This window comes from Enterococcus sp. OL5 (genome assembly GCF_006491895.1).
Classification (GTDB): Bacteria; Bacillota; Bacilli; order Lactobacillales; family Enterococcaceae; genus Enterococcus_D; species Enterococcus_D innesii.
The window spans coordinates 1-21582 of sequence record NZ_VHIL01000015.1 but is presented as its reverse complement, the minus strand read 5'-3'; the positions used below and the strand labels follow the sequence as shown (position 1 = coordinate 21582).

Genomic DNA, 21582 nt, shown 5'->3' with positions numbered 1-21582 from the left:
TTTATGAAAAATATACTGAAAAGAGTGTGAAATATGTCAACGAGTCGTCCTTTAGATATCTATGGCAAACCTTACAACCGTTCCTTACTGGTTATGGTTTTGCTGATCGGTACGTTTTGTACTGTTTTGAACCAAACATTGTTAACAACGGCTTTTCCAACCTTGATGGATGCCTTTGACATCTCAGCATCTGATGTCCAATGGCTAACCACCGGTTTCTTGCTGGTCAATGGGATCATGATCCCGATCACCGCATGGCTGATCAATAAGTTCAGCTCAAGAAATCTTTACTTAACGGCAATGAGCATCTTCCTGGCTGGAACGATCGCTTGTTTTGCTGCACCAAACTTTTCTACATTATTGATTGGTCGCTTAGTGCAAGCTGCTGGTGTAGGGATCTCTATGCCGCTTTTGCAAAATATCATGTTGTCGATCTTCCCACCAGAAAAACGCGGTTCAGCCATGGGTATGTCCGGAATCGTTATCGGGTTGGCACCAGCCTTAGGCCCAACGTTATCTGGTTGGATCATTGATCATTATGACTGGCGTTATTTGTTCGGAATGGTCATTCCGATCGTCGTTTTAGTCTTAGTCTTAGCGCTCTTTCTAATGAAGAGTGTGATTGAATTGTCGCATCCGAAAATCGATCTGTTCTCAGCGATTTTATCAACGCTTGGTTTTGGTACATTGCTCTATGGCTTTTCAAGCGTCGGTGACAAAGGGTGGGGCAGTATTGAAGTAATCGGTTTTCTTGCAGCCGGTGTCTTTTTCATTGCTTTCTTTGCATGGCGTCAATTGCACATTGAGCATCCGTTCTTAGAGTTGCGCGTGTTCAAATCAACGACCTTTACCTTGGCATCGATCCTTTCAGGGGTCACGAATATGGCGATGATCGGTGCTGAAATGGTTCTCCCATTGTATATCCAAAACATTCGTGGTGAATCAGCGTTCCATTCAGGATTGATGTTATTACCAGGTGCGCTGATCATGGGGATCATGATGCCGATCACTGGTGCGATCTTTGATAAGTATGGTGCAAAACGTTTAGCCATCACCGGGATGTTTATCTTGACCGCTGCAACCTTACCATTTGCTTTCCTAACAAAAGATACACCGATTTTGCATATCATTATTCTTTATGGGATTCGGATGTTCGGGATCTCAATGGTGATGATGCCAGTAACGACTTCAGGAATGAATGCCTTACCTGGTCATTTGATCAGTCACGGTACCGCGGTAAACAATACGTTCCGTCAAGTAGCCAGCTCAATTGGTACGGCTATCTTGATCAGTGTCTTGACAAACGTGACTAAAGGCAATTTGCCAAGTGATTCTTTGTTGGATAAAACGCCTTTGGCCTACAAAGACCAAGCAATCGAAGCGACTTTATCCGGCTACCATGCCGCCTTTTATGTGGCAGCGGTCTTTAGTTTCTTAGGTTTCTTGATCGCCTTCTCCTTAAAGAAAAAAGAACCACGATTGACGGTTCTTGAAGGAGGTGCGGACAAATGATCTTGCTTTTGATCGTTCTTAGCGTGTTAGGATTTGCGGTATTGAATGTCTTTGCCAAAAACAAGCGGCAAACAGGTTTATCATTGGTCTTAGGTCTCGTCTTCGTAGCTAGTGTCGTCGCATTGATGGCCAATTTGACTTACCATTTTGGAATGGAAAAAGAAACGACTGCTAAAACAACCCCACTGGTTTCTAGTGCCGATAACGAGAATTTTGATTTGCTATTGTATCAGCCATTAGGAGATGGTACGGAAAAAATCTACCTGTATAAAACGGATGCTGATCAAGAGGAACCAAAACAAACCGGTACTGATAAAGTGACCAATGTCGTGGAAACAGGGGCTGATTCAGCTCAATTGGAAATAAAAACGACCCGCTGGGTTTATAAAAGTGACCTATCACGCTTCTTGTTCGGAATCGCTGATAACGATGGCCAATATGTCAGCCGTACCAATACGTTCTCATTGCCAGATTCATGGGAAGTCTTGAGTGTGGATCAAGCAAAAAAACTGGCTTCTTTAGCGAAAGAACAAGCGGACACCATGAAAACACAAGGACAAGCGTATGTCCAAGAAAAAATGCAAGCTGCATTAATGGCTGATCCAACTATGGATGAGGCAGCCCAAAAAGCAAAAATCGCTGAATTGACAGAAGCTTATCAAAAAGAAGCGATGGCAAAATTGCTTGAAGAAGCAAAAAAGTAAAAGCGAGTAGATAGTCATGGGATGGAAGAATCAAATCGGATTCTTCTGTCCCTTTTTTATATGGAACGTGATACTTTTGAAAAACGGCTGCCACCAAAAAAAATCCCACACACTAGAAGTGAGTGGGATTTTCTTTAGTCAAATGAGCACGCGGCAATCCGGTCGAAAGCTTCTTTTAACAAGTCCAACGATTGGGTGGCAGCTAAGCGAACATAGCCATCGCCGGTCGTTTCTCCAAAGGCTTTCCCAGGAATCATCAGCACACTGGTTTCCTTTAATAATTTCTCGACAAAGCTGACAGAGTCCAACCCCGTTTGTTCAATGTTGATGAAGGCATACATGCTTCCTTTGACTGGAGATAAGGAAAGGAAGGGGATCTCAGCAACCCGTTGTTCAATGTAAGTCAGTCGTTCCTTAAAGACAGCAACCACTTGCGGCACGAGGGTATCATAGTGATTCAATGCGTAGATACCTGCCCGTTGTGAAGGGGTTGGTGCCGAATAGGCGATCGCCTCATTGATCAGTTTTGCCGTAAGATTGATCGATTCAGGTGCAATCATGTAGCCGATCCGCCAGCCAGTCATGGCAAAGGCTTTTGAGAAACTGCTGAAAGTGATGGTGTTCTCAGGTGCGAAGGCTGCCATCGGTACAAAGGTATCATCAAAGCAAAAGGCTTCATAGACTTCATCTGAGAGGATCAGCAAGTCATGTTCAATGGCAACTGCTGCGATTTTTTCAAAAGTTTCTGGAGAAAAAACAGCACCAGTAGGATTGTTTGGTGAATTGATAATGATCGCCCGAGTTTTCTCAGTGATGGCGGATTTTAAGACTTCGACATCGATTTGAAAGCCATCTTTTTCAAAGGTCGGAATAAAGACTGGCACACCACCGACTAGTTCCACTTGTTGTTTGTAAGGCGAAAAGTACGGTTCATGAATAATCACTTCATCACCAGGATCAATGATGGCAGCCAAAGCTAAGTACATGCCATGCAATGCACCGACAGTTCCTCGTACTTGACTAGGAGAAAAAGTAAGCTGGTATTGCTTTTGATAAAAATCAACGACAGTTTGGATAAAATCAGCACTGCCGTCTGAAGCGGTGTATTTTGTATGACCCGCTTTGACGTCAGCAAAAGCTGCTTCAATGATTGTCGCATCTGTAATCAAATCAGGATCACCAATCGACAAATCAATCAAATTTGGGGTTTTCTTCGCAAGAGTGGCGATCTCCATTAAAAGATTTTCTTCTGGTTGTAAAAAACGTTCTGCAATCAACGGACGGTTCATTTTGTCATCTCCAATTTCTATAAAACTTTGCTTAAAAAATCCTGTGTCCGCGCATTTTGCGGATGCTCAAAGATCTGTTCTGGTGTTCCTTGTTCTTGAATGATACCGTCAGCCATAAAGATGACACGATCGGCAACTTCTTTGGCGAAGCCCATTTCGTGGGTAACGACCACCATCGTCATGCCTTTTTCTGCTAAAGCTTGCATAACCGTCAACACTTCTCCGACCATTTCTGGGTCTAATGCTGAGGTTGGTTCGTCAAAGAGCATTACATCAGGATCCATTGCCAACGCTCTAGCAATAGCGACCCGTTGCTGCTGCCCGCCAGAAAGGCTAGAGGGGTAACTATCTGCTTTTTCAGCTAAGCCAACTTGTTCCAGCAATCCTTTCGCTGTCTCTTCGGCAGCGGCTTGCTCTTGCTGTTTGACTTTGATCGGGCTGATAGTCAGATTTTCTAAGACCGTTTTATGAGGGAATAGATTAAAGCTTTGAAAGACCATTCCCATTTTTTGACGAATCTGATCGATTTTCACCCCTTTTGCTAATAAATCATTGCCTTCGAAGGTGATTTTCCCACCAGTCGGCTGTTCAAGAAGGTTCAAGCAGCGTAAGAAAGTACTTTTCCCACTTCCTGAGGGTCCGATGATCACAACGACTTCACCAGGTGTCACTTCAAGATCGATTTCTTTTAAGACGGTATTCTCGCCAAATGTTTTCACTAATTTTTCAACTTTAATCACTAGTTTTCATTCTCCTTTCAGCAACACCCAATAGACGTGAGAGGGCGAAGGTCAATACAAAGTAGATCAATGATACGATAACGTATGGTAAAAATGGTTTGAAGCTGGCCCCTTGAACGACGCCTGTTTGGAAAATCAGTTCAGACACGCCGATCACCGATACGACCGAAGACTCTTTGATGACCGTGACAAATTCATTTCCTAGAGCAGGCAAGATGTTTTTGATGGCTTGCGGGAAAATGATGAAGCGCATCGCTTGGATCTGATTCATTCCTAGTGAACGAGCGGCTTCCAGCTGTCCTTTATTGACGGCATTGATCCCGGCACGAATGATTTCTGCCACATAGGCGGCACTGTTTAGTGCTAAGGCAATACAGCCGGCAGCTAATTTCGAAAGCTCTAAGCCTAACACGCCTGTTCCAAAGTATACAATAAATATTTGTACTAACAAAGGTGTTCCCCGAACATATTCAATATAGACAGCGGCAATGACTTTCAATGCTTTTGACTTAGAAAGCTTCATAAAGGCTAACAAGCTGCCACCGATAGAGCCGAATAATACCCCAACCAAGGCTAGGAAGATCGTATAGCCAGTTCCAGTGATGTAAAAAGGCAGATATTTTTCCCAAAAGCTTTGCTCTTCATCGATCGTGCCTTCTTCGGTAAACATCAATCGATAGGCATCTTCTTTGTATTGGCTTAAAAGATCATTACTAATGATAGTTTCAATGGAGGAATTGAGTTTTTCCAGTAAAACTGGCGCTTCTTTCGAGATGGCGATCGCGGTCTCCTTCACGCCGTTTTCAAACGTGACATTTTCGGCTAATGCCAAGGTATCATTCGCCGTCACATAAGCTTCGGCGACGGGACCTTCCATCACGATCGCATCGATCTTGCGTGATTTTAGATTGGTGATCAAATCAGGCACCCTTTGCAAAGAGGTGACGGTGGAGCCAGTCAATTCTGTATTTGCCAGCTCTTCTTGAGTGGTTTGACGTTGTGCACCGACAGCCACACCATCAAAATCAGCCGTCGATTGGAAACGATCCGCGTCTTCTGCTCGAACTAAAACGGTCTGTTGGACTTCCATATAAGTGTCAGTGAAATTGACTTCTTTGCGGCGCTCATCCGTAGCAGCCATTCCAGAGATGACGACATCGATTTTGCCCGTTTTTAACGCTCCTAACAACGCATCAAACCCAAGTTCCTCAATTTTCAGGTCGACCCCTAAGTCATCTGCAATTTTTTGGGCAATGGAAATATCGATCCCGACGATTTCATTTTTTCCGTCAACATTGGCACGGAATTCATAAGGTGCATAATCGGCAGATAAACCCACGACCAATACACCATTTTCTTTGACTTTTTTATAGATTGGATCGGTTTCTTCTGCATGTGCTTGTCCGACAAAGAAAAACGGCAGCAACGCTGTGATGATCCCTAATAAAACAGTTCCCTTACTAAACCTTTTCATGTAAACGCCCCTTTAACTTTTTCTACGCATCTATTAAAAATGCAAATAATAACTAATGAATGTATAAAAATACATATAAGTGATAGAAACTATCATAGCATAACATCAGTTGAAGTCAATAAGTCAGAGAAAAAAAGTCAAAAATTGTTTTAGAGCGTCAAACCATTTATTCAAATTATTTGCAATCCAAGCAAGAAGAAAGTGGTGAAGGAGCAGCAGCCATTTTCTAAATACGTCTATTTGAAAGGATGCTTAGAAAATAACGGATAATGAAGAAAGGAAACAGCTTCGCTTAAACGAGAACCAGGATCTGCAATGACAAAATGAGAAGTGGGTTGAAACAAAGCGACAAAAACGAAACATAAGACATTTTCTAGATTTCTTGAGATAATAAAAGAGAAGAGGAGGCGATAGAATGAAGGTCGTATTGATTCGACATGGCGAAAGTGAAGCAAATTTCGAAAATTATTGGACAGGGTGGCTGGATGTTTCTCTGACCGAAAAAGGCCGACAACAAGCTTGGGCTGCGGGTGAACAGATCAAAACCTTAGGGATTACTTTTGATTTTGCCTTTGCATCTGTGCTTCAACGAACGATCATCACCTGCGATGCCGTTTTGGAAGCCAGCAATCAACTTTGGGTTCCTGTGATAAAAACATGGCGCCTAAATGAACGTCATTATGGCCAATTAGTAGGGGTCAATAAAGGTGAGATGGTGGCAAAGTATGGAAAAGAACAGGTGCAAAAATGGCGACGTGGATATGATGAACCGCCTTTATATGTGGAGGAAAATGATTTAGACCGCCGCTATGATTCTTTAGACCCCCGCTTGATACCTAAGGGCGAAAATCTGGGGATGGTGGTGGCGCGAGTAGTCCCATTTTGGCAAGACCAGGTGGTTCCGTTACTTAAAGATCATAAGAATATTCTCATTACTGGTCATGGGAACAGCTTGCGGGCGTTAGTCAAGTACTTGGAGAACGTGCCCAAAGATGCCATGGATACGATCGATATTCCTAACGCACAGCCGATCATTTATGAGTTTGATAGCCAGGCAAACTTGATTAAACGGGCGTAATAACGAACATTTATAGAAGAAACCGCATTCTCGTTTGATGTTACATCGAAAATGTGGTTTTGTTGTGCTATAATAAGAAAAATTTAATGAAAGGCGGGAGGATATGAAAGCCGTATTAACCGTTATTGGAAAAGACAAGGTTGGGATCATTGCTGGTGTCAGCCAGAAATTAGCAGAATTAGAAATCAATATTTTAGATGTGTCCCAAACGATCATGGAAGATTACTTCACGATGATGATGCTTTTAAACATGGATGCCAATCAGGATTTTGACGGTATTCGTGAGGAGCTTCACCAAGTAGGTCAGACATTAGGTGTGAAAATCAGCATTCAAAATCAAGAAATTTTTGATACCATGCACAAATTATAGGAGGCACTATGGAGACAAATCAAATACTTGAAACCATTCGCATGGTGGAAGAAGAAAATTTAGATATTCGTACGATCACGATGGGGATCTCATTATTGGATTGTATTGACGCCGATATTGATCGTACCTGTGAGAAAATTTTTCAAAAAATTACAACAAAAGCTAAAGACCTTGTCAAAGTCGGCGAAGAGATCGAAAGTGAATATGGTATTCCAATCATTAACAAGCGGATTTCGGTTACCCCTGTAGCGATCGTAGTGGCCGCTTGCCAGCCGACGCCAGCCGACTGTATCAAAGTTGCGCAGACCTTGGATCGAGCGGCGCAAGAAGTTGGGGTCAATTTCATCGGCGGCTATAGTGCGCTAGTAGAAAAAGGCTATCAAGGCGGCGACCTTGCATTGATCGAATCGATTCCAGAAGCCTTGGCACAAACCAATTTTGTCTGTTCGTCGGTCAATATTGGATCAACGAAAGCCGGAATCAACATGGATGCAGTGCGTTTGATGGGAGAAACAGTCAAGAAGACTGCTGAAGCATCAGATATGGGCTGTGCAAAGCTGGTTGTTTTTGCCAATGCAGTGGAAGACAATCCCTTTATGGCGGGGGCTTTTCATGGGGTCGGTGAAGCTGATGTGGAAATCAACGTCGGTGTCAGCGGACCTGGTGTCGTCAAACGTGCCTTGGAAAAAGTCAAAGGGGAGTCCTTTGATGTCGTGGCGGAAACCGTTAAAAAAACTGCCTTCAAGATCACACGGATGGGGCAGTTAGTCGGGCGCGTTGCTTCAGAGCGCTTAGGCGTTCCATTTGGGATCGTCGATCTTTCGCTGGCACCGACTCCTGCAGTCGGCGATAGCGTGGCATTGATTTTAGAAGAAATGGGCTTAGAATCTGTCGGTACCCACGGAACGACAGCTGCTTTGGCCTTGTTAAATGATGCAGTCAAAAAAGGCGGCGTAATGGCCTGCAACCATGTTGGTGGTCTGTCGGGTGCCTTTATCCCCGTTTCTGAAGACGCAGGGATGATCAAAGCAGTAGAAGCTGGTTTATTGAATTTAGAAAAACTTGAAGCCATGACGGCAATCTGCTCTGTCGGTTTAGATATGATTGCGATTCCGGGAGATACTTCGGCTGAGACGATCGCCGCAATGATCGCGGATGAAGCAGCGATCGGTGTCATCAACCACAAGACGACAGCGGTTCGAATCATTCCAGCGAAAGACAAAGAAATCGGCGATCGCATCGAGTTTGGTGGTTTATTAGGGACGGCGCCAGTGATGAAAACCAATCCTGCGCAGTCTACCGATTTCATTTTGCGTGGCGGCCGTATTCCCGCACCGATCCATTCATTTAAAAACTAGCTCGTGTTCATTTTGTAAGAAAATATGATGAAGTGACCTTTAAAAGACTAATCAGAATGCTGTCTTTTAAAGGTTTTTTGGTCCTGTTACTATTTTTTTCATTCCTAAGACGGATGTTTTTTTGTTTGGAATCGAATACAATGAAAGATAACACGATAAAAAGGGGTGGTAAAATGAAGAAAATCTTCCAACTTGGGATGTTGGTTTTTATTGGTTTGATGGGATTTTTTGTCCTTCAACCATCAATTGCCTTTGGACAGACATTTGTTCGTGATGATGCCGGGGTCCTTTCACAAGAGACGATCGAACAGATCGATGCCTTGAATAAAGAGGGGTTCCAATCATTGACCGGAGCGCCAGAATATGCTGTGATCACAATCCCTTCCTTAGATGGGCAATCGATTGAAGAGCGTAATTTGGAACTGTTCAATGAGTATGGTTTAGGAAATCCAGAGGACAATAATGGACTATTGTTTCTCTTTGCTATTGATGATCGTGAATTTCGTCTGGGTTATGGCGATGGACTATCCTATGTCTTCAGTGAGCTATCGGAAGATGATTTAGTGGATGAAGATGCCAAAGACGCATTACGAGATGAAGATTATGATACAGCGATATTGGCAGCTTCTAATGAAGTCTATCAGCGCATGAAAGAAGCGGATGAAACGATTGGTTTAGGGACGATCTATCAAGATGGCAAGCAAATGTTAGCAGAAAAACAGGCACAAGAAGCAGAAGCCAACAAGCAGATGTGGTTCACTATTGGAAAAATCGTTAGTGGTGTTGTAGCGGCAGCAGCTGCAGGCCTTGTAGGGTTCATTAGTTTTCGTCATCTTAAAACCAAACAGCGTTTTGCAGAGCACCTGCCGTTGCCGAAACATCTCTTAGAAGATAGTCACTTCCAACAGAAAGATTTCTTGAAATGGGCTAGCAATAGAAAGAACTATCAGCGTTACCATCAGTATCAGACAGCCAAAGATTGTCAACAAGCATTTACGCAGTATGTGACGAGTACTTACGTGCCAGCGAAATTGAGTTCGGTCACTGGATTGTCGACAGCAGATAAACGAGTCATCCAACATGCCTTGACGAATCCGGCAATTGGGGCCTATTTTTCAAATCTGCTGATGAAGAAAAAAACCACGGTCAAACATTTCGGTCAGGTGATCCTTACACAACATGACACCTTAAAAACCTATGAAGCCCAATTAGGCAGGGAAGTGTCTGAACGGATGGCAGACTACGATTTAACTGATGCGGTGTTACCCGAAAATCTGCCTTTAGCAGATGCTTATCGAGCAGAAATAGCCAAGCAAGCCAAAGAAGAGATCAGAAGACGCAATGAGCAAGGGCGATACTTAGCGCAACTTGTGACGGAAAAAGCGACCTATCCTGAGATGGTACAAGCCATTCCAAAAGAAGTTTCTAATGTTCTAGCGGAAGTGAAAACAGATGCCTTGTTCCAAGTTGACTTGAAACAGGTTTATCAAAATCACCCAGATTTAGCGAACAAATTATCCTCATTTGATGCTTCTGATCGAGCAGCCGTTTTGAATAATGCTCGCCAAGAGTATGACCCCCATGGTATGAATATGGCGTTGTTCTTTGTAATGATGAATAATCATGTGACCCATCAAGAACAAGTCATTGCCGATACGCAAAGTTCTTCGAATGATTTTGGCGGCTTTAGCGGAGGAAGCAGCAGCGGTGGCGGTGTTTCTGGTAGCTGGTAATTTTTCGTAGTGAGGAACGTTCATTGTTCTGCAATGCATTCGCTTGCATGTAGGTTTGTGCAAGCGGAAGGATTGTATGGTCAATGGCGTTTTTTCTTGTAGAGGAAATCCCTTGATAAATAAGACAAACCAAACAAAGTGTGGTAAACTTTTTAGAGTTACTGAAAATGAATGGAACTTTCATTCATTTGAAAAAGGGAGAAAACGAGGGATATCATGTACCAATCTTACATATGGGATTTTGACGGAACACTTTACGACAGCTACCCAATCATGTTAAAAGCTTTTATCAAGACATTGAAGGAGTATGGCTTTGATCCAGATCCAGCGGAGATTTATTATATACTGAAAGATTCATCTTCCAAAAAAGTTGCTGAAAAATACAACTTAGATTTTCAAGAGTTCACTAAAGCATTCAAAGCAAATGAAGCGCTGGATGATCGTTTGCCGCTTTCCTTTGCAGGAACCAAAGAAACATTAGAAGCCGTGGTTGCTGCTGGGGGCAAGAACTACATTTTGACCCACCGCGATGTCGTCTCAACGAAAGAGTTGTTAGAAAAAGAACAGATGGCAGACCTGATCGTTGAGATCGTTGGCCCAGAAAACAACTTCCCCCGCAAACCGGATCCAACTTCCCTGATTTATCTTGTTGAAAAGTATCAACTAGACAAAGATCAGACTGTCATGATCGGTGATCGCACGATGGATGTTTTTGCAGGACAAGGAGCAGGTGTCAAGACGATATTTTATGATATAGAAGGTCTCTTGAAAGATGTATCTGCCGACCATACCGTCCAATCAATGGCTGAAATACAAGAAATCATTAAGTCTTGAGAAATCAAGGCTTTTTTTGTGCATAGAAAGTAAGTCATTCAGTACTCATGATGAACGGTACAAACGTAGTTCTCATTGATCTTCTAGTCTCGGCACAACAAACCAAAAACAAGTCACGCCATTTTTCGACTCAGCACCATATTCGAAGGCATGAGAAGTCAAAATGGTTTTTACGATCGCTAAGCCGATGCCGGTTCCTTCTTTATGTCCTGCTTGATGTTGGACGCGTTGGTATCTTTCCCAAATAAGTTCGAGTTGTTCTGGAGGGATATCTTTTCCAGGGTTGATGATAGCAACTTTTGTTCCTGCAGCTGTATTCGTCAATTTGATCAAGAGTCGTTCATTTTTTGGTGTATGGTTGATGCCATTGTTTATTAAATTACGCAAGACTTGTTCCATTTTGATGCGATCAAAAAGAGCATTTCCATTCGTACTATCTGCTTCAAAATCGACAGTGATGTCATATTGATTGGCGATCCCTCTTGCGTAAGCAACGACGGAGGAAACCACCTCGTATGTATTCCAAACTTCATTTTTTAGTTGTGTATAGCCTGCTTGCATAATAGAGAAATCCATGATGTCATCGACCATGGCACTCATACGGTGGGCTTCGCTGATAATTAGGTCCATATGTTCTTTTCGAAGTCGTTCATCGCTTCCAGATACATCACGTACCATCTCCCCATAACCAGTGATTAACGCAAGGGGGGAGCGTAGTTCATGAGAAACGTTGGCAATCACTTCTTTTCGCAACACGTCTACTCGCTGAAGTTCTGTGCTTAAATCCGCAACTGATTCAGAAAGTGTTCCTAATTCATCTCCACGGTTGAGTTTTGGCACTGAATAAAGTTCACCCTTCGTTAGGCGAACAATAGCTTCTTTGATCGTTTTGATTGGACGAATAAAATGTTGTGCCAAAAAAAAGGAGATTGTTGACCCAAAATAGTTAATATGATGGTGAATAGAAAGAGCTGTTGACGATTCAACCTCTGAAGCGCTTCGATTTGAGTGATGGTATTTGAAAGCAAAAGGGCAGCTGGACGTTGGAAAAGAGTCATAGGGACGCCAATAAGAATGGCAGAAGATTTTTCAAAGTTTTCTACGGTACTAAGACTCTCCCCATTGAGGACAGTTGGCGCATGTGATAATAACCAGTTGTATTCGTTTTTCAACCCGTCTATGTTCAGTTTCTGTCCATTATTATATGCAGAAAGGATTTCACCGGAATCATCGATTAAGAAGAGAGTTCCAACAATTGTTTTACTGAGGAAAAGTAATGGCTCATCTGGTAAACCAGTAGGATCTACTGCCATATCTTCAAGAGAAGTAGCTGTTTCTTGAACGGTTTCCAGAAGTGATTCTTTCGTTGTGTTGATATAATTTGGTTCAAAGAGTAAAATTTGAACGGTCCATAAAAAAGCGATACCAATGATGACCAGCAACATATTGGCGGACCAAAGTCGAATAAGTAATTTGCTTTTGAAATAATTGAATCCTAACCGACTAGTCTTCATAATCAAATTTATACCCTACCCCCCAAACCGTCTGGATTAATTCTCGATAATCGCCTAGACGCTCTCTTAACGATTTGATGTGTGTGTCCACTGTCCTGGTATCACCAAAATAATCAAAGCCCCAGACACCTTCCAAAATAGATTCTCGGCTCAATGCGATATGATTGTTTTTCGTTAGATAGACCAGCAGGTCAAATTCTTTCGGTGTTAGCGGCAAAGGTTCCCCTTTGATCGTCACGGTATGTGAAAAAACATTGACCTCGAGATCACCAAAAACGATCTTTTCGAACTGAAACTGAATGCTCCGTTTCAACACAGCTTTGATGCGAGCCATTAACTCTTTAGGACTAAATGGCTTAGCGATGTAATCATCGGCACCAAGATTGAAGCCAAAGAGTTTATCGTACTCTTCTTTTCGAGCGGTAATCATGATGACTGGCGTGTTACAGCTCCCTCTGATTTCCGAAAGCGTCTGAAAGCCATCTTTTCCCGGCATCATGACATCTAAGAGGATCAAATCAAATGAACGATTGGCTAGTTTTTCCAGTGTTTCATTTCCATCTGATGCTTCAAAACAAAGGTAGCCTTCGATCTCCGCATAGGTTTTCACTAAGGCACGCATATGGGTGTCATCATCAACAATCAATAATTTTTGCAATTTTGGTCACATCCTAACAATTAAATTATATTTTTTAAATTATATCACAGCGTGCTGGTTAGTTTGACAGGGAAATGCCCTTTTGAAAAATAATTGTTCTTTCCCTCACAGGATTATCACAAATACCCAATACTATAGAGATATATTCGATCGAAAGGGGCGCTTTTACGATGCATGACTCTCGCATGCTAAATAAGAATAAAGCGAAAAAAAATCGTAAGCTAGTCGGTCATTGGTTGTACATCATCAGTTTTGTACTTTTTATGGGGTTCTCTGCACGTCTGATTTACATTGTTCAAGTTGGCGTCATCGCAGGCGTCTCTTTGTCTGAAAGAATAGAACATTTGTATTATCGTTCCAGACCGATTGAAACAAGGCGAGGCTCAATCTTTGATCGACAAGGGTCTGTGATTGCACAAGACGTTCTTTCTTATACTGTTCGAGCAATTCTTTCTGAAGATTACATTGATAATGGACGACCTATGTATCTAGGCAGAGAGAATTTTGAGGAAACAGCAACGATTCTTTCAGAGTATTTACCTATTTCAAACGATCAAGTTTTGACTATTTTGACAAACGGTGTGAATCAAACGGAACCACCTGCATATCAAGTGGAATTTGGCAGTGTGGGGAGTGGTCTAAGTGTGACTATTAGAAATCAAATTCAATCGGCCCTTGATGCAGCTGGAATCAATGGCATTTATTTCGAGGCTCGTACAAGTCGCAGCTATCCGAATGGCATCTTTTCTTCACATTTGATAGGCACGACCTCAGATGATGAAGAGATTCGTGTCGGTGTATCTGGGTTAGAATATGTAATGAACCATTTCCTGAGCAATCAAAACGGGCGAGAGTCCTTTCAAGTCAATGCTTCAGGGAATCCTGTTCCTGCAACCAATCAAACGGTTGAAGAAGGCATTGACGGACAAGATGTTTGGACGACATTAGATGCGCATTTGCAGTTATTCACTGAATCTCTGATGGATGAAGTTTTGGAAGAAACGCGGCCAGAAAATTTAACTGCTTTATTAATGGATGCCAAAACGGGTGAAATTTTAACGATGGCTCAAAGACCGACTTTTCATCCAGAGACCCAAGAGGGGATTGATGATGCGCATTTTATATGGCGCAACCTTTTCACAGAAGAGATGTATGAACCTGGTTCGACCTTGAAGCTGGCAACCGTTGCGACAGCAATTGATGAAGGAGTGTTTGATCCCACGGAACGTTATAATCCAGTGAGTATGCAGATTGAAGATCGACTCATCAGTGACCACGACTCAGGGGCAAATGGTGAGCTGACGATGCGGCAAGCGTTAGCTTGGTCTAGCAACACAGGGATGGTTCGTCTTCAGCAGCGGATCGGCGGTGAAATATGGGCGCAGTATTTAGCTGATTTTGGACTAGGGAAAGTTACTGGAAGTGAGCTTTTCGGTGAGGTACCAGGTATCTTACCTTCAAGAAATCGGGTTGATCAAGCTATGAGTTCATATGGTCATGCGATTGGTGTTAATCAGATGCAGATGATGCAGTTATTTAGTGCATTTGCCAATGGTGGCGAGATGATTCGTCCCCAATTGATTCGGCAAGTGGGGGAAGAGACCCAAGTTTTTCCAGAAGTCGTTTCCCAGCCTATTTCACAAACAGCGGCTGATGCTGTATTGGAATACATGACCGATGTAGTGACGGATGAACGTTATGGCACCGCTTATGATGTATACCAACTAACGAACCATGAGATTTCTGTCAAAACTGGGACAGCTCAGATTGCCAATGAGAATGGTCAAGGCTACCTGACAGGAGAGTTTGATTATATTTATTCGGCGGTCTCGATCTATCCAACGGATGATCCACAGTTTATTCTTTACCTCACCATCAAACGTCCAGAAAAGTACGATCGTCATACATTGGCTAAAATCGCCAATCCTTTGATGGAGCGTTCGATGGCACTGCAAAATTTTCGTGAGTAAAAAAAATTTCTTAACAGGAGCTTAAAAAGACATAGACCATCTAAGAAATTTCATGCTGCAACTGGTCAACTTCCCACAGGAATGATAGTCTTTAGAAAAGACAAGAAGGCTTCTTCAGCGATCTAAACTAAGGATGAGTGAAGTGGATCACCGATCGCCTTACAGCTAGCAGATAAAAAAATCATTGACGGAGGAGTCGTATGAAAAAACTAAAATTCTTATTCAAAAGCATTTTTCTCATCGGGCTTCTTTATTTTGCAAGCCAGATGATCACATGGCATGACGGTCGTTTGGCCTTTCGGGATGCCCGCCTCAACGAGATCACTCAAACTATCTCTTCCCGATTTTCTCTTTCACAAGATGCTTCAGACAGACAAGTGGAAGAAACGCCTGCTCAGACACATTTATACAATGAATCACGACAAGTGATTGAAGAAACCTTTGGAGAAGCAATCAATGAATCAGCGAATCGGTATGGATTAACGTGGACATCCTACCACGATGATTTTCGTAACTTCATGATGGTGATGTATGATGAGAATGATATCGCGCAAGGAATCTATACGAACCAAGATACCCTGCATATCGATGACACGCTAGGAATCGGGTCTTCAAAAGCCAGCGTTCGTAATCAGATGGGCACGCGTCAAGAAAGTTTTCAACGAGGATCACGACGGTATCGAATCCAGCCAGATGCGAACTATGATCTCTTCTTACATGATGATCAATTGATTACTTTTTTCTATGATGTTCATGCCGAAGACACAGTGACCGCGATCCAAATCATCAATCAAGAGCTAGAGGTCTTGCATGCAGATGATTTTAGGCAAAATCAGACAGCGGTATTAAGCGGTCTGCGTACGCAGCTGTTTGAACTTACGAATGCGACTCGAGTAAAATTTGGATTGGAGCCATTAGAATTTAGTGCTGCAACAAGTGAGACTGCCCGTAAGCATAGCCAAGATATGGCTGAAAATCGGTATTTTGATCATATTGCTTTGGATGGGTCAAGCCCCTTTGATCGGATGCAAGAAGACGGGATCAGCTTCACCGCCGCAGGAGAAAACTTAGCATTTGGCCAAGCCAGCAGCATTTACGCTCACCAAGGCTTAATGAATTCAGAAGGACATCGGGCAACGATCTTAACTGAAGGGTATGACTACCTGGGGATCGGTATTGCGATCGATACCAGCGAACAGCCTTATTATACAACGTTGTATCATCGAGGCTCGGCGTCGTGAATTCCTGAATTGCGTGAAACAGAAACTCTTAACTAGTGAAAAAGTCGACACGTGGAAAGTGTTGACTTTTTTTCTGTCCTTGATTACTTTTTGCGTATTTCATCTATGAGGTGGTGAAAATGGATCGATGGAAAATGCTTAAAGATTACTGGCGGATTGCACTTGTAGGTGCGGTGCTGGTGGTTTTGTTGATTATCTGGTTTGTGCCGTTTTCGCAGAACAAAGAAACAAACTGGCATTCAATGGCAGATGCAGCAGGGCAAACGTCTGAAATGGGAGAAGGTGGAACCCTTCAAGAAGATAGTCCTCATGATGAAGAATCTGAGATCGTCATAGATATCAAAGGGGAAGTGCACCAACCGGGCATTTATCGCTTAAAATCAGGTGCGCGGATGTATGAACTGATCGAACAAGCAGGTGGTCTGACAGAAGAGGCGTTAGAAACAGCGATAAACTTAGCACAAGTGTTGCAAGATCAACAGATGGTGATCGTTCTCCATCAAGAGGATGAAGGGTTTATGGAGATAAATGCTTCAGGAGTAAGTAGCAGCCAGACAGTAGTGACACAAATCAATCTGAATCAAGCCAATGCGCAGCAACTGCAAGAACTGCCGGGTGTGGGTGCCAAAAAAGCAGAAGCAATCATCGCTTACCGCGAAGAATATGGTTTTTTTAAACAGATTGATGACCTAAAAAAGATCACAGGCATCGGAGAGAAGACCTTTGAGTCCTTGAAAGAGATGATTACAGTGACAGACTGAACCAAATAAAAGTAAGCAATACTAAGAAATGACGGTTGAAAATTCAAGAAATTCGATTAGAATAGAACTAATCAATCGCAAAGGAGCAAATGAATGAGCAATACGAGAATCCCTTGGGACCAGTATTTTATGGCGCAAGCTGTTTTACTGTCTTTACGCAGTACGTGTTCCCGACTTGAAGTCGGCGCTACATTAGTCAAAGATCGCCGAATCATCGCTGGAGGCTACAATGGGTCAGTCAGTGGCGATGTACACTGCATCGACGATGGCTGTTATGTTGTCGATGACCATTGTATTCGGACGATTCATGCTGAAATGAATGCTTTACTGCAATGTGCAAAATTAGGGGTATCGACAGAGAATGCTGAAATCTATGTAACACATTTTCCTTGTCTTCCTTGTACGAAAGCCATTTTGCAAGCAGGTGTTAAAAAGATCCATTATTTGAATGATTATCGTAACAACCAGTATGCACTAGAATTGATTCAACAAGTAGGTGCTTCCGTCCACCAAGTTGAACTCGATCCTGTGTACTTCGAAAAACTATCCTTTGGTGTGCTGAATGATGCACAACCAACAAAAGAGAACTGATTCATTTCTATTTCTTAGTATTATTTTCGCTTGTTCGGTGACTGCATACTATGTGCAGTCTATCCTACTTGGATTCATTGCACTTTATTATTTCGCGATGCTTGTCTTAAAACGACAGGCATTTTTGTGCATGGTTTGTTTTGTCGGACTGTTGCTGTTAAGTGTCCGCGTCTCTCTATTTCGGACTGGGGACATACAAGAAGGTGAGTATCGAGGGGTAGTCAATGTGCTGCCAGACACGATCAAAATCAATGGTGATCTGCTTACGTTTGAAGCAAAATCCTCCGCAGGTAAAGTGATTGGCCATTACACGATTTCTTCAGAGACTGAAAAACAGCAATGGCAGGATCGATCCGATTGGGGAAGAAAGCTGCTGGTGAAAGGATTTTTTTCTCTTCCTGAAAGACCACGAAACCGCCACGGGTTTGACTATTCTGCCTATCTGTCCAGTCGATCAATTATTGGCTCAGTCCATATCGAGCAAATTGTAGGAATGGAAGCAGCAGACTCAGGCTTTTCGCTTGCAAAAGTTCGAGCGGATGTTATTTCTTCTGTTCAACGAATTTTTCCTGAACGATCCGCTACCTATATCAATGCATTGCTCTTTGGTTTTAAAGATCACGCGTTTCAAGAGGTGCGACAAATTTACAGTGCAAGTGGCTTGTTGCATTTTTTTACGATTTCAGGAATGCATATCGTCTTATTTTTCAAATGGTTTCGCGAGATCTTATGCCGATTGGGTTTCACGCAAAAAGAAATGTTGTTACCTTTGGTGGTCTTTTTCTTAGGGGCGATCGGTCTGTGTGGGGGTGGCATTAGTGTATGGCGCGCCGTCTTGGCATTGGCTGTTAATCAAGTGAACGCCCTTTTTCCTCAACGCCTATCGGGGAGTGATCGCTATGGGATTGTCCTGACAGCACTTTTATTCGTTGACCCCAAAGTATTGCTTCAAACATCGGGGCAACTAAGCCTTTTGATGACATTTTTGCTACTGATGCAACGACCAGTTGGATGGTCATGGTTTTGGTGTTGCCAATTCTTACCTGTACTTGCAGCACCCATCATTGTCGCAGTTTTTTATGAATTTCCGCTCTTTGGCGGCTTATTGACGTTTTTCTTTCTGCCGTTTTTTCAAGTAATTTTGCTACCAGCGTGTCTTTTATTGTTTATGGTCAGTACACTTTTCCCACCCATCAGGGGGCTGATTGTCGTTTTCGAAGGACTTTTGCTGCTTATGGAAATAATTATAGGCGCTGTTGGGGGCATTTCCCTGACAATTGGTGCTATACCTGTGGGATTGGCTGGCATCTGTTGTCTGCTTGGCCTGTTTTTTTATCAAAAGAAACGGTGGTTGCTGGTGATCTGTTTCTCACTCGTTATACCAACGGTCTACCAAAAAAACAGCGTTGTACCGACGATTAGCTATGTCGATGTTGGGCAAGGAGACAGCATCGTTTTGCAGGCAGAAAAGAATCGCGAAGTTTATGTGATCGATACTGGAGGTTCTTTGTCTTTTCCGAAAGAAAACTGGCAAGAGCGTAAACGACAAGCTGCCGCGGAATCTACATTGATTCCTTTTTTGAAGGGGGAGGGAGTCAGGAAGATTACTGGTTTGTTTCTAACTCATGGGGACACGGACCATATGGGGGACGCACTAGCATTAATGAAGGCGATCCCCGTTGAAACGTTATATCTTGTACCAGGAAGTGAACAAGATCACCGGATTGCCAAGCTATTAAAAGAGCTCCCTAAGCAGACAAGCGTTGTTTGGACGACGGTTGGCCAAGTGGTGGGTGATTTCCTTCAGTTGCAAGTATTGGCACCAGAATCAGGTGCAGGACAAAACGAAGATTCGATGGTGATTAAAACCAAGGTAGGGGATAAAACATTTTTGTTTACTGGTGATCTCGAACAAGCTGGGGAAAAAAAGTTGATTTATGATTATCCGAATCTTAAAGCTGATGTTTTGAAACTAGGGCATCATGGCAGTCGAACCTCTACGGCACCTGAGTTTGTTACGGCAATCGATCCCCAATTCGGGATCGTTTCAAGTGGACGGAAAAATCGGTACGGGCATCCTCATGAAGAGGTGCTGGAAACGTTGGCAAATCAGACCGTTTTGCGAACCGATCAGCAAGGCATGATCCAATTTATTTGGTCTGAAAAACAACAATCATTTTTGATAAAAACGCTGCTAGACTATCCGATTGACTAATGGTAGGATAAGAATGAAAGCGGGGGGAACGATGGAATTACAAAAAGCGTTGCATGCAATTCGAACCAAGGAGTTGCAATCGATTTATCTGGTCATCGGCAGTGAAATGTTTTTACAAGAGCAAGTTCGCACGGCATTTTTGGAGCGTTTTTCCGTTGGGAAAGATGATCTGAATTTTGCTTCCTTTGACATGGAGAAAGATCCCCTTGATATGGTGATCCAAGAAGCCCAATCGTTGCCTTTTTTTGGCGATCAGCGCTTACTTTTCGTCGAGCGGCCATTTTTCTTAACGGCTGAAAAAAAGAGCAATGCACCTGAGCATGACCTAGATGATTTCTTGAATTATATCAAAGACCCATTGGAATCATCGGTAATGGTGATTTTTGCAGATGTCGATAAATTAGATGAACGGAAAAAAATTACTAAGCAGCTGAAGAAAGCCGCAGTTGTGATTGATGTCGCACCTATGAAAGAAGCCGACGTGCGTCAGTATCTCCAACAGTCGTTGGCCAATGACGGCATCGAGATGAGCCGAGAGGCGTTTGATTTGTTTTTACGGTTAACGGATCTGCAACTTTCAAAAGCGATGCAGGAGTTACAGAAACTACGGTTGTATGCTGGAAATGGCAATAAAATCACGAAGGAGATCGTCTTGCAGTTGATCCCTAAGACGTTGGAACACAATGTCTTTGAATTAACCAGCGATGTCTTAAAGGGGAACGTATCGGATGCGTTGCGCTTGTATGACGATCTATTATTGCAAGGGGAAGAGACGATCAAGATCAATGCTATCTTGATCAGCCAAGTCCGTCTGCTGTTACAGGCGGCGATTTTGATGAAAATTGGCTACCAGCAAGCCAATATCGCAGAAACGTTGGGGATTCATCCGTACCGAGTGAAGTTAGCGATGCAGCAAGCTCGTGGGTTTGGAGAAAAGCAATTAGCAGCACTATATAGTGAATTGATCGAAAATGATTACTTAGTAAAAAGTGGTCAGATGGACAAAGAGTATTTGTTCCAGCTATTTGTTTTAAAACATGGCAAACAGTAAGTCAAAAAGAAAGGCGCAGCAATCATCGATTGCTGCGCCTTTCTTAATTTGCTTATTTTGCAATTTTTTTACTTAAACGAGATTTGTCGCGACTAGCTTTGTTCTTGTGGATCAATCCTTTAGTCTCAGCCATATCGATTGCTTTAACAGCATCTTTATATAACGCATCTACGTTATCAGCACCAGCTTCAACAGCTTGATCAAATTTTTTGATTGCTGTACGCATTGTGCTTACTTGAGATGAATTCTTAGCATTAGCCGCTTCGCTTGTGCGAACACGTTTGATTGCAGATTCAATGTTTGGCATGTATTTCACCTCCGAAAAAAAGTTCAATTACGTTTAGAAAACGTATAAATCAACACTAGTCATTATACCTAATGCCAAGAGTGATTGCAATAAAAAGTTGTAAAGAAATTTTACTTAACACAAAAAAATGATTTTTCGGTCACGCTATTTTTTTACTTTATGGTAATTTAAAAATTAATCTC

18 protein-coding genes and 1 pseudogene are annotated in these 21582 nt (G+C 42.6%); 13 read left to right on the top strand and 6 right to left on the bottom strand.

All coding sequences use genetic code 11. The features are described from left to right. Positions 1–33 precede the first annotated feature (33 nt). Together FJU10_RS15330 and FJU10_RS15325 are read left to right on the top strand one after the other, a co-directional pair. The gene (locus FJU10_RS15330) at positions 34–1512 is read left to right on the top strand and encodes an MDR family MFS transporter (RefSeq protein WP_081118959.1); all 1479 of its coding nucleotides are present in this window, start codon (positions 34–36) and stop codon (positions 1510–1512) included. Continuing rightward, entirely contained in the window at positions 1509–2216 is a 708-nt protein-coding gene (locus FJU10_RS15325; RefSeq protein WP_081118960.1) for a DUF4811 domain-containing protein, read from the top strand. The genes FJU10_RS15330 and FJU10_RS15325 overlap by 4 nt, the downstream gene beginning before the upstream one ends. Positions 2217–2350: 134 nt before the next feature. Here FJU10_RS15325 and FJU10_RS15320 read toward each other — a convergent pair whose 3' ends face one another. The 3 genes from FJU10_RS15320 to FJU10_RS15310 are packed head-to-tail and all read right to left on the bottom strand — an operon-like array spanning position 2351 to position 5719. Beyond that, positions 2351–3505, bottom strand: a complete 1155-nt coding sequence (locus FJU10_RS15320) for a pyridoxal phosphate-dependent aminotransferase (protein ID WP_077453746.1) — start codon at positions 3503–3505, stop codon at positions 2351–2353. A 17-nt stretch (positions 3506–3522) separates the two neighbouring features. Continuing rightward, complete coding sequence (locus FJU10_RS15315) at positions 3523–4245, bottom strand: amino acid ABC transporter ATP-binding protein (protein ID WP_005230134.1); 723 nt, start codon at positions 4243–4245, stop codon at positions 3523–3525. Next, positions 4238–5719, bottom strand: coding sequence for an ABC transporter permease subunit (locus FJU10_RS15310; protein WP_140966303.1), 1482 nt, complete (start codon positions 5717–5719; stop codon positions 4238–4240). The genes FJU10_RS15315 and FJU10_RS15310 overlap by 8 nt, the downstream gene beginning before the upstream one ends. Before the next feature lie 415 nt (positions 5720–6134). Here FJU10_RS15310 and FJU10_RS15300 point away from each other — a divergent pair, with 415 nt between their 5' ends. The 5 genes from FJU10_RS15300 to FJU10_RS15275 all read left to right on the top strand — a co-directional run bounded on the left by FJU10_RS15300 (position 6135) and on the right by FJU10_RS15275 (position 11092). Then, positions 6135–6797 (top strand): 2,3-bisphosphoglycerate-dependent phosphoglycerate mutase, encoded by a 663-nt coding sequence (locus tag FJU10_RS15300; RefSeq protein WP_140966301.1) that lies wholly within the window; start codon positions 6135–6137, stop codon positions 6795–6797. A gap of 103 nt (positions 6798–6900) precedes the next feature. Then, positions 6901–7167 carry an ACT domain-containing protein gene (locus tag FJU10_RS15295; protein ID WP_081118964.1) on the top strand — a complete coding sequence of 89 codons (267 nt, stop codon included), beginning with the start codon at positions 6901–6903 and terminating at the stop codon, positions 7165–7167. Positions 7168–7175: 8 nt separating this feature from the next. Next, the gene (locus FJU10_RS15290) at positions 7176–8525 is read left to right on the top strand and encodes a PFL family protein (RefSeq protein WP_140966300.1); all 1350 of its coding nucleotides are present in this window, start codon (positions 7176–7178) and stop codon (positions 8523–8525) included. Positions 8526–8665: 140 nt separating this feature from the next. Beyond that, positions 8666–10258 carry a TPM domain-containing protein gene (locus tag FJU10_RS15285; RefSeq protein ID WP_140966299.1) on the top strand — a complete coding sequence of 531 codons (1593 nt, stop codon included), beginning with the start codon at positions 8666–8668 and terminating at the stop codon, positions 10256–10258. Positions 10259–10474: 216 nt separating this feature from the next. Next, positions 10475–11092, top strand: a complete 618-nt coding sequence (locus FJU10_RS15275) for an HAD-IA family hydrolase (protein ID WP_005230151.1) — start codon at positions 10475–10477, stop codon at positions 11090–11092. 72 nt (positions 11093–11164) lie between these two features. On the opposite strand, the pseudogene FJU10_RS19785 reads toward FJU10_RS15275, so the two are convergent. Next, a pseudogene (locus tag FJU10_RS19785) lies at positions 11165–12606 on the bottom strand (sensor histidine kinase). After that, positions 12596–13264 carry a response regulator transcription factor gene (locus FJU10_RS15265; RefSeq protein ID WP_140966298.1) on the bottom strand — a complete coding sequence of 223 codons (669 nt, stop codon included), beginning with the start codon at positions 13262–13264 and terminating at the stop codon, positions 12596–12598. The pseudogene FJU10_RS19785 and the gene FJU10_RS15265 overlap by 11 nt, the downstream one beginning before the upstream one ends. Before the next feature lie 185 nt (positions 13265–13449). On the opposite strand from FJU10_RS15265, the gene FJU10_RS15260 reads away from it, so the two are divergent. From FJU10_RS15260 to holA, 6 genes are all read left to right on the top strand, one after another. Beyond that, entirely contained in the window at positions 13450–15234 is a 1785-nt protein-coding gene (locus FJU10_RS15260) for a penicillin-binding transpeptidase domain-containing protein (RefSeq protein ID WP_223273087.1), read from the top strand. Between the two features lie 200 nt (positions 15235–15434). Further along, a complete protein-coding gene (locus FJU10_RS15255) occupies positions 15435–16475 on the top strand; it encodes a CAP domain-containing protein (protein WP_140966296.1) in 1041 nt (346 codons plus the stop codon). Positions 16476–16594: 119 nt separating this feature from the next. Further along, positions 16595–17236, top strand: coding sequence for a ComEA family DNA-binding protein (locus tag FJU10_RS15250; RefSeq protein ID WP_140966295.1), 642 nt, complete (start codon positions 16595–16597; stop codon positions 17234–17236). 93 nt (positions 17237–17329) lie between these two features. Beyond that, a complete protein-coding gene (locus FJU10_RS15245) occupies positions 17330–17827 on the top strand; it encodes a ComE operon protein 2 (protein WP_140966294.1) in 498 nt (165 codons plus the stop codon). Continuing rightward, positions 17799–20042 carry a DNA internalization-related competence protein ComEC/Rec2 gene (locus tag FJU10_RS15240; RefSeq protein WP_140966293.1) on the top strand — a complete coding sequence of 748 codons (2244 nt, stop codon included), beginning with the start codon at positions 17799–17801 and terminating at the stop codon, positions 20040–20042. The genes FJU10_RS15245 and FJU10_RS15240 overlap by 29 nt, the downstream gene beginning before the upstream one ends. Positions 20043–20073: 31 nt before the next feature. Beyond that, positions 20074–21093, top strand: a complete 1020-nt coding sequence (gene holA / locus FJU10_RS15235) for a DNA polymerase III subunit delta (protein WP_288362188.1) — start codon at positions 20074–20076, stop codon at positions 21091–21093. Positions 21094–21145: 52 nt separating this feature from the next. Here the strand turns inward: holA and rpsT are convergent, their stop codons facing one another. Beyond that, entirely contained in the window at positions 21146–21400 is a 255-nt protein-coding gene (gene rpsT / locus FJU10_RS15230; protein ID WP_005230162.1) for a 30S ribosomal protein S20, read from the bottom strand. Between the last annotated feature and the right edge of the window lie 182 nt (positions 21401–21582).

Coding starts and splice junctions, on each gene's coding strand:
- FJU10_RS15330 (WP_081118959.1), top strand. CDS start 34: ATGTCAACGAGTCGTCCTTTAGATATCTATGGCAAACCTTACAACCGT.
- FJU10_RS15325 (WP_081118960.1), top strand. CDS start 1,509: ATGATCTTGCTTTTGATCGTTCTTAGCGTGTTAGGATTTGCGGTATTG.
- FJU10_RS15320 (WP_077453746.1), bottom strand. CDS start 3,505: ATGAACCGTCCGTTGATTGCAGAACGTTTTTTACAACCAGAAGAAAAT.
- FJU10_RS15310 (WP_140966303.1), bottom strand. CDS start 5,719: ATGAAAAGGTTTAGTAAGGGAACTGTTTTATTAGGGATCATCACAGCG.
- FJU10_RS15300 (WP_140966301.1), top strand. CDS start 6,135: ATGAAGGTCGTATTGATTCGACATGGCGAAAGTGAAGCAAATTTCGAA.
- FJU10_RS15295 (WP_081118964.1), top strand. CDS start 6,901: ATGAAAGCCGTATTAACCGTTATTGGAAAAGACAAGGTTGGGATCATT.
- FJU10_RS15290 (WP_140966300.1), top strand. CDS start 7,176: ATGGAGACAAATCAAATACTTGAAACCATTCGCATGGTGGAAGAAGAA.
- FJU10_RS15285 (WP_140966299.1), top strand. CDS start 8,666: ATGAAAGATAACACGATAAAAAGGGGTGGTAAAATGAAGAAAATCTTC.
- FJU10_RS15275 (WP_005230151.1), top strand. CDS start 10,475: ATGTACCAATCTTACATATGGGATTTTGACGGAACACTTTACGACAGC.
- FJU10_RS15260 (WP_223273087.1), top strand. CDS start 13,450: ATGCTAAATAAGAATAAAGCGAAAAAAAATCGTAAGCTAGTCGGTCAT.
- FJU10_RS15255 (WP_140966296.1), top strand. CDS start 15,435: ATGAAAAAACTAAAATTCTTATTCAAAAGCATTTTTCTCATCGGGCTT.
- FJU10_RS15250 (WP_140966295.1), top strand. CDS start 16,595: ATGGATCGATGGAAAATGCTTAAAGATTACTGGCGGATTGCACTTGTA.
- FJU10_RS15245 (WP_140966294.1), top strand. CDS start 17,330: ATGAGCAATACGAGAATCCCTTGGGACCAGTATTTTATGGCGCAAGCT.
- FJU10_RS15240 (WP_140966293.1), top strand. CDS start 17,799: ATGATGCACAACCAACAAAAGAGAACTGATTCATTTCTATTTCTTAGT.
- holA (WP_288362188.1), top strand. CDS start 20,074: ATGGAATTACAAAAAGCGTTGCATGCAATTCGAACCAAGGAGTTGCAA.
- rpsT (WP_005230162.1), bottom strand. CDS start 21,400: ATGCCAAACATTGAATCTGCAATCAAACGTGTTCGCACAAGCGAAGCG.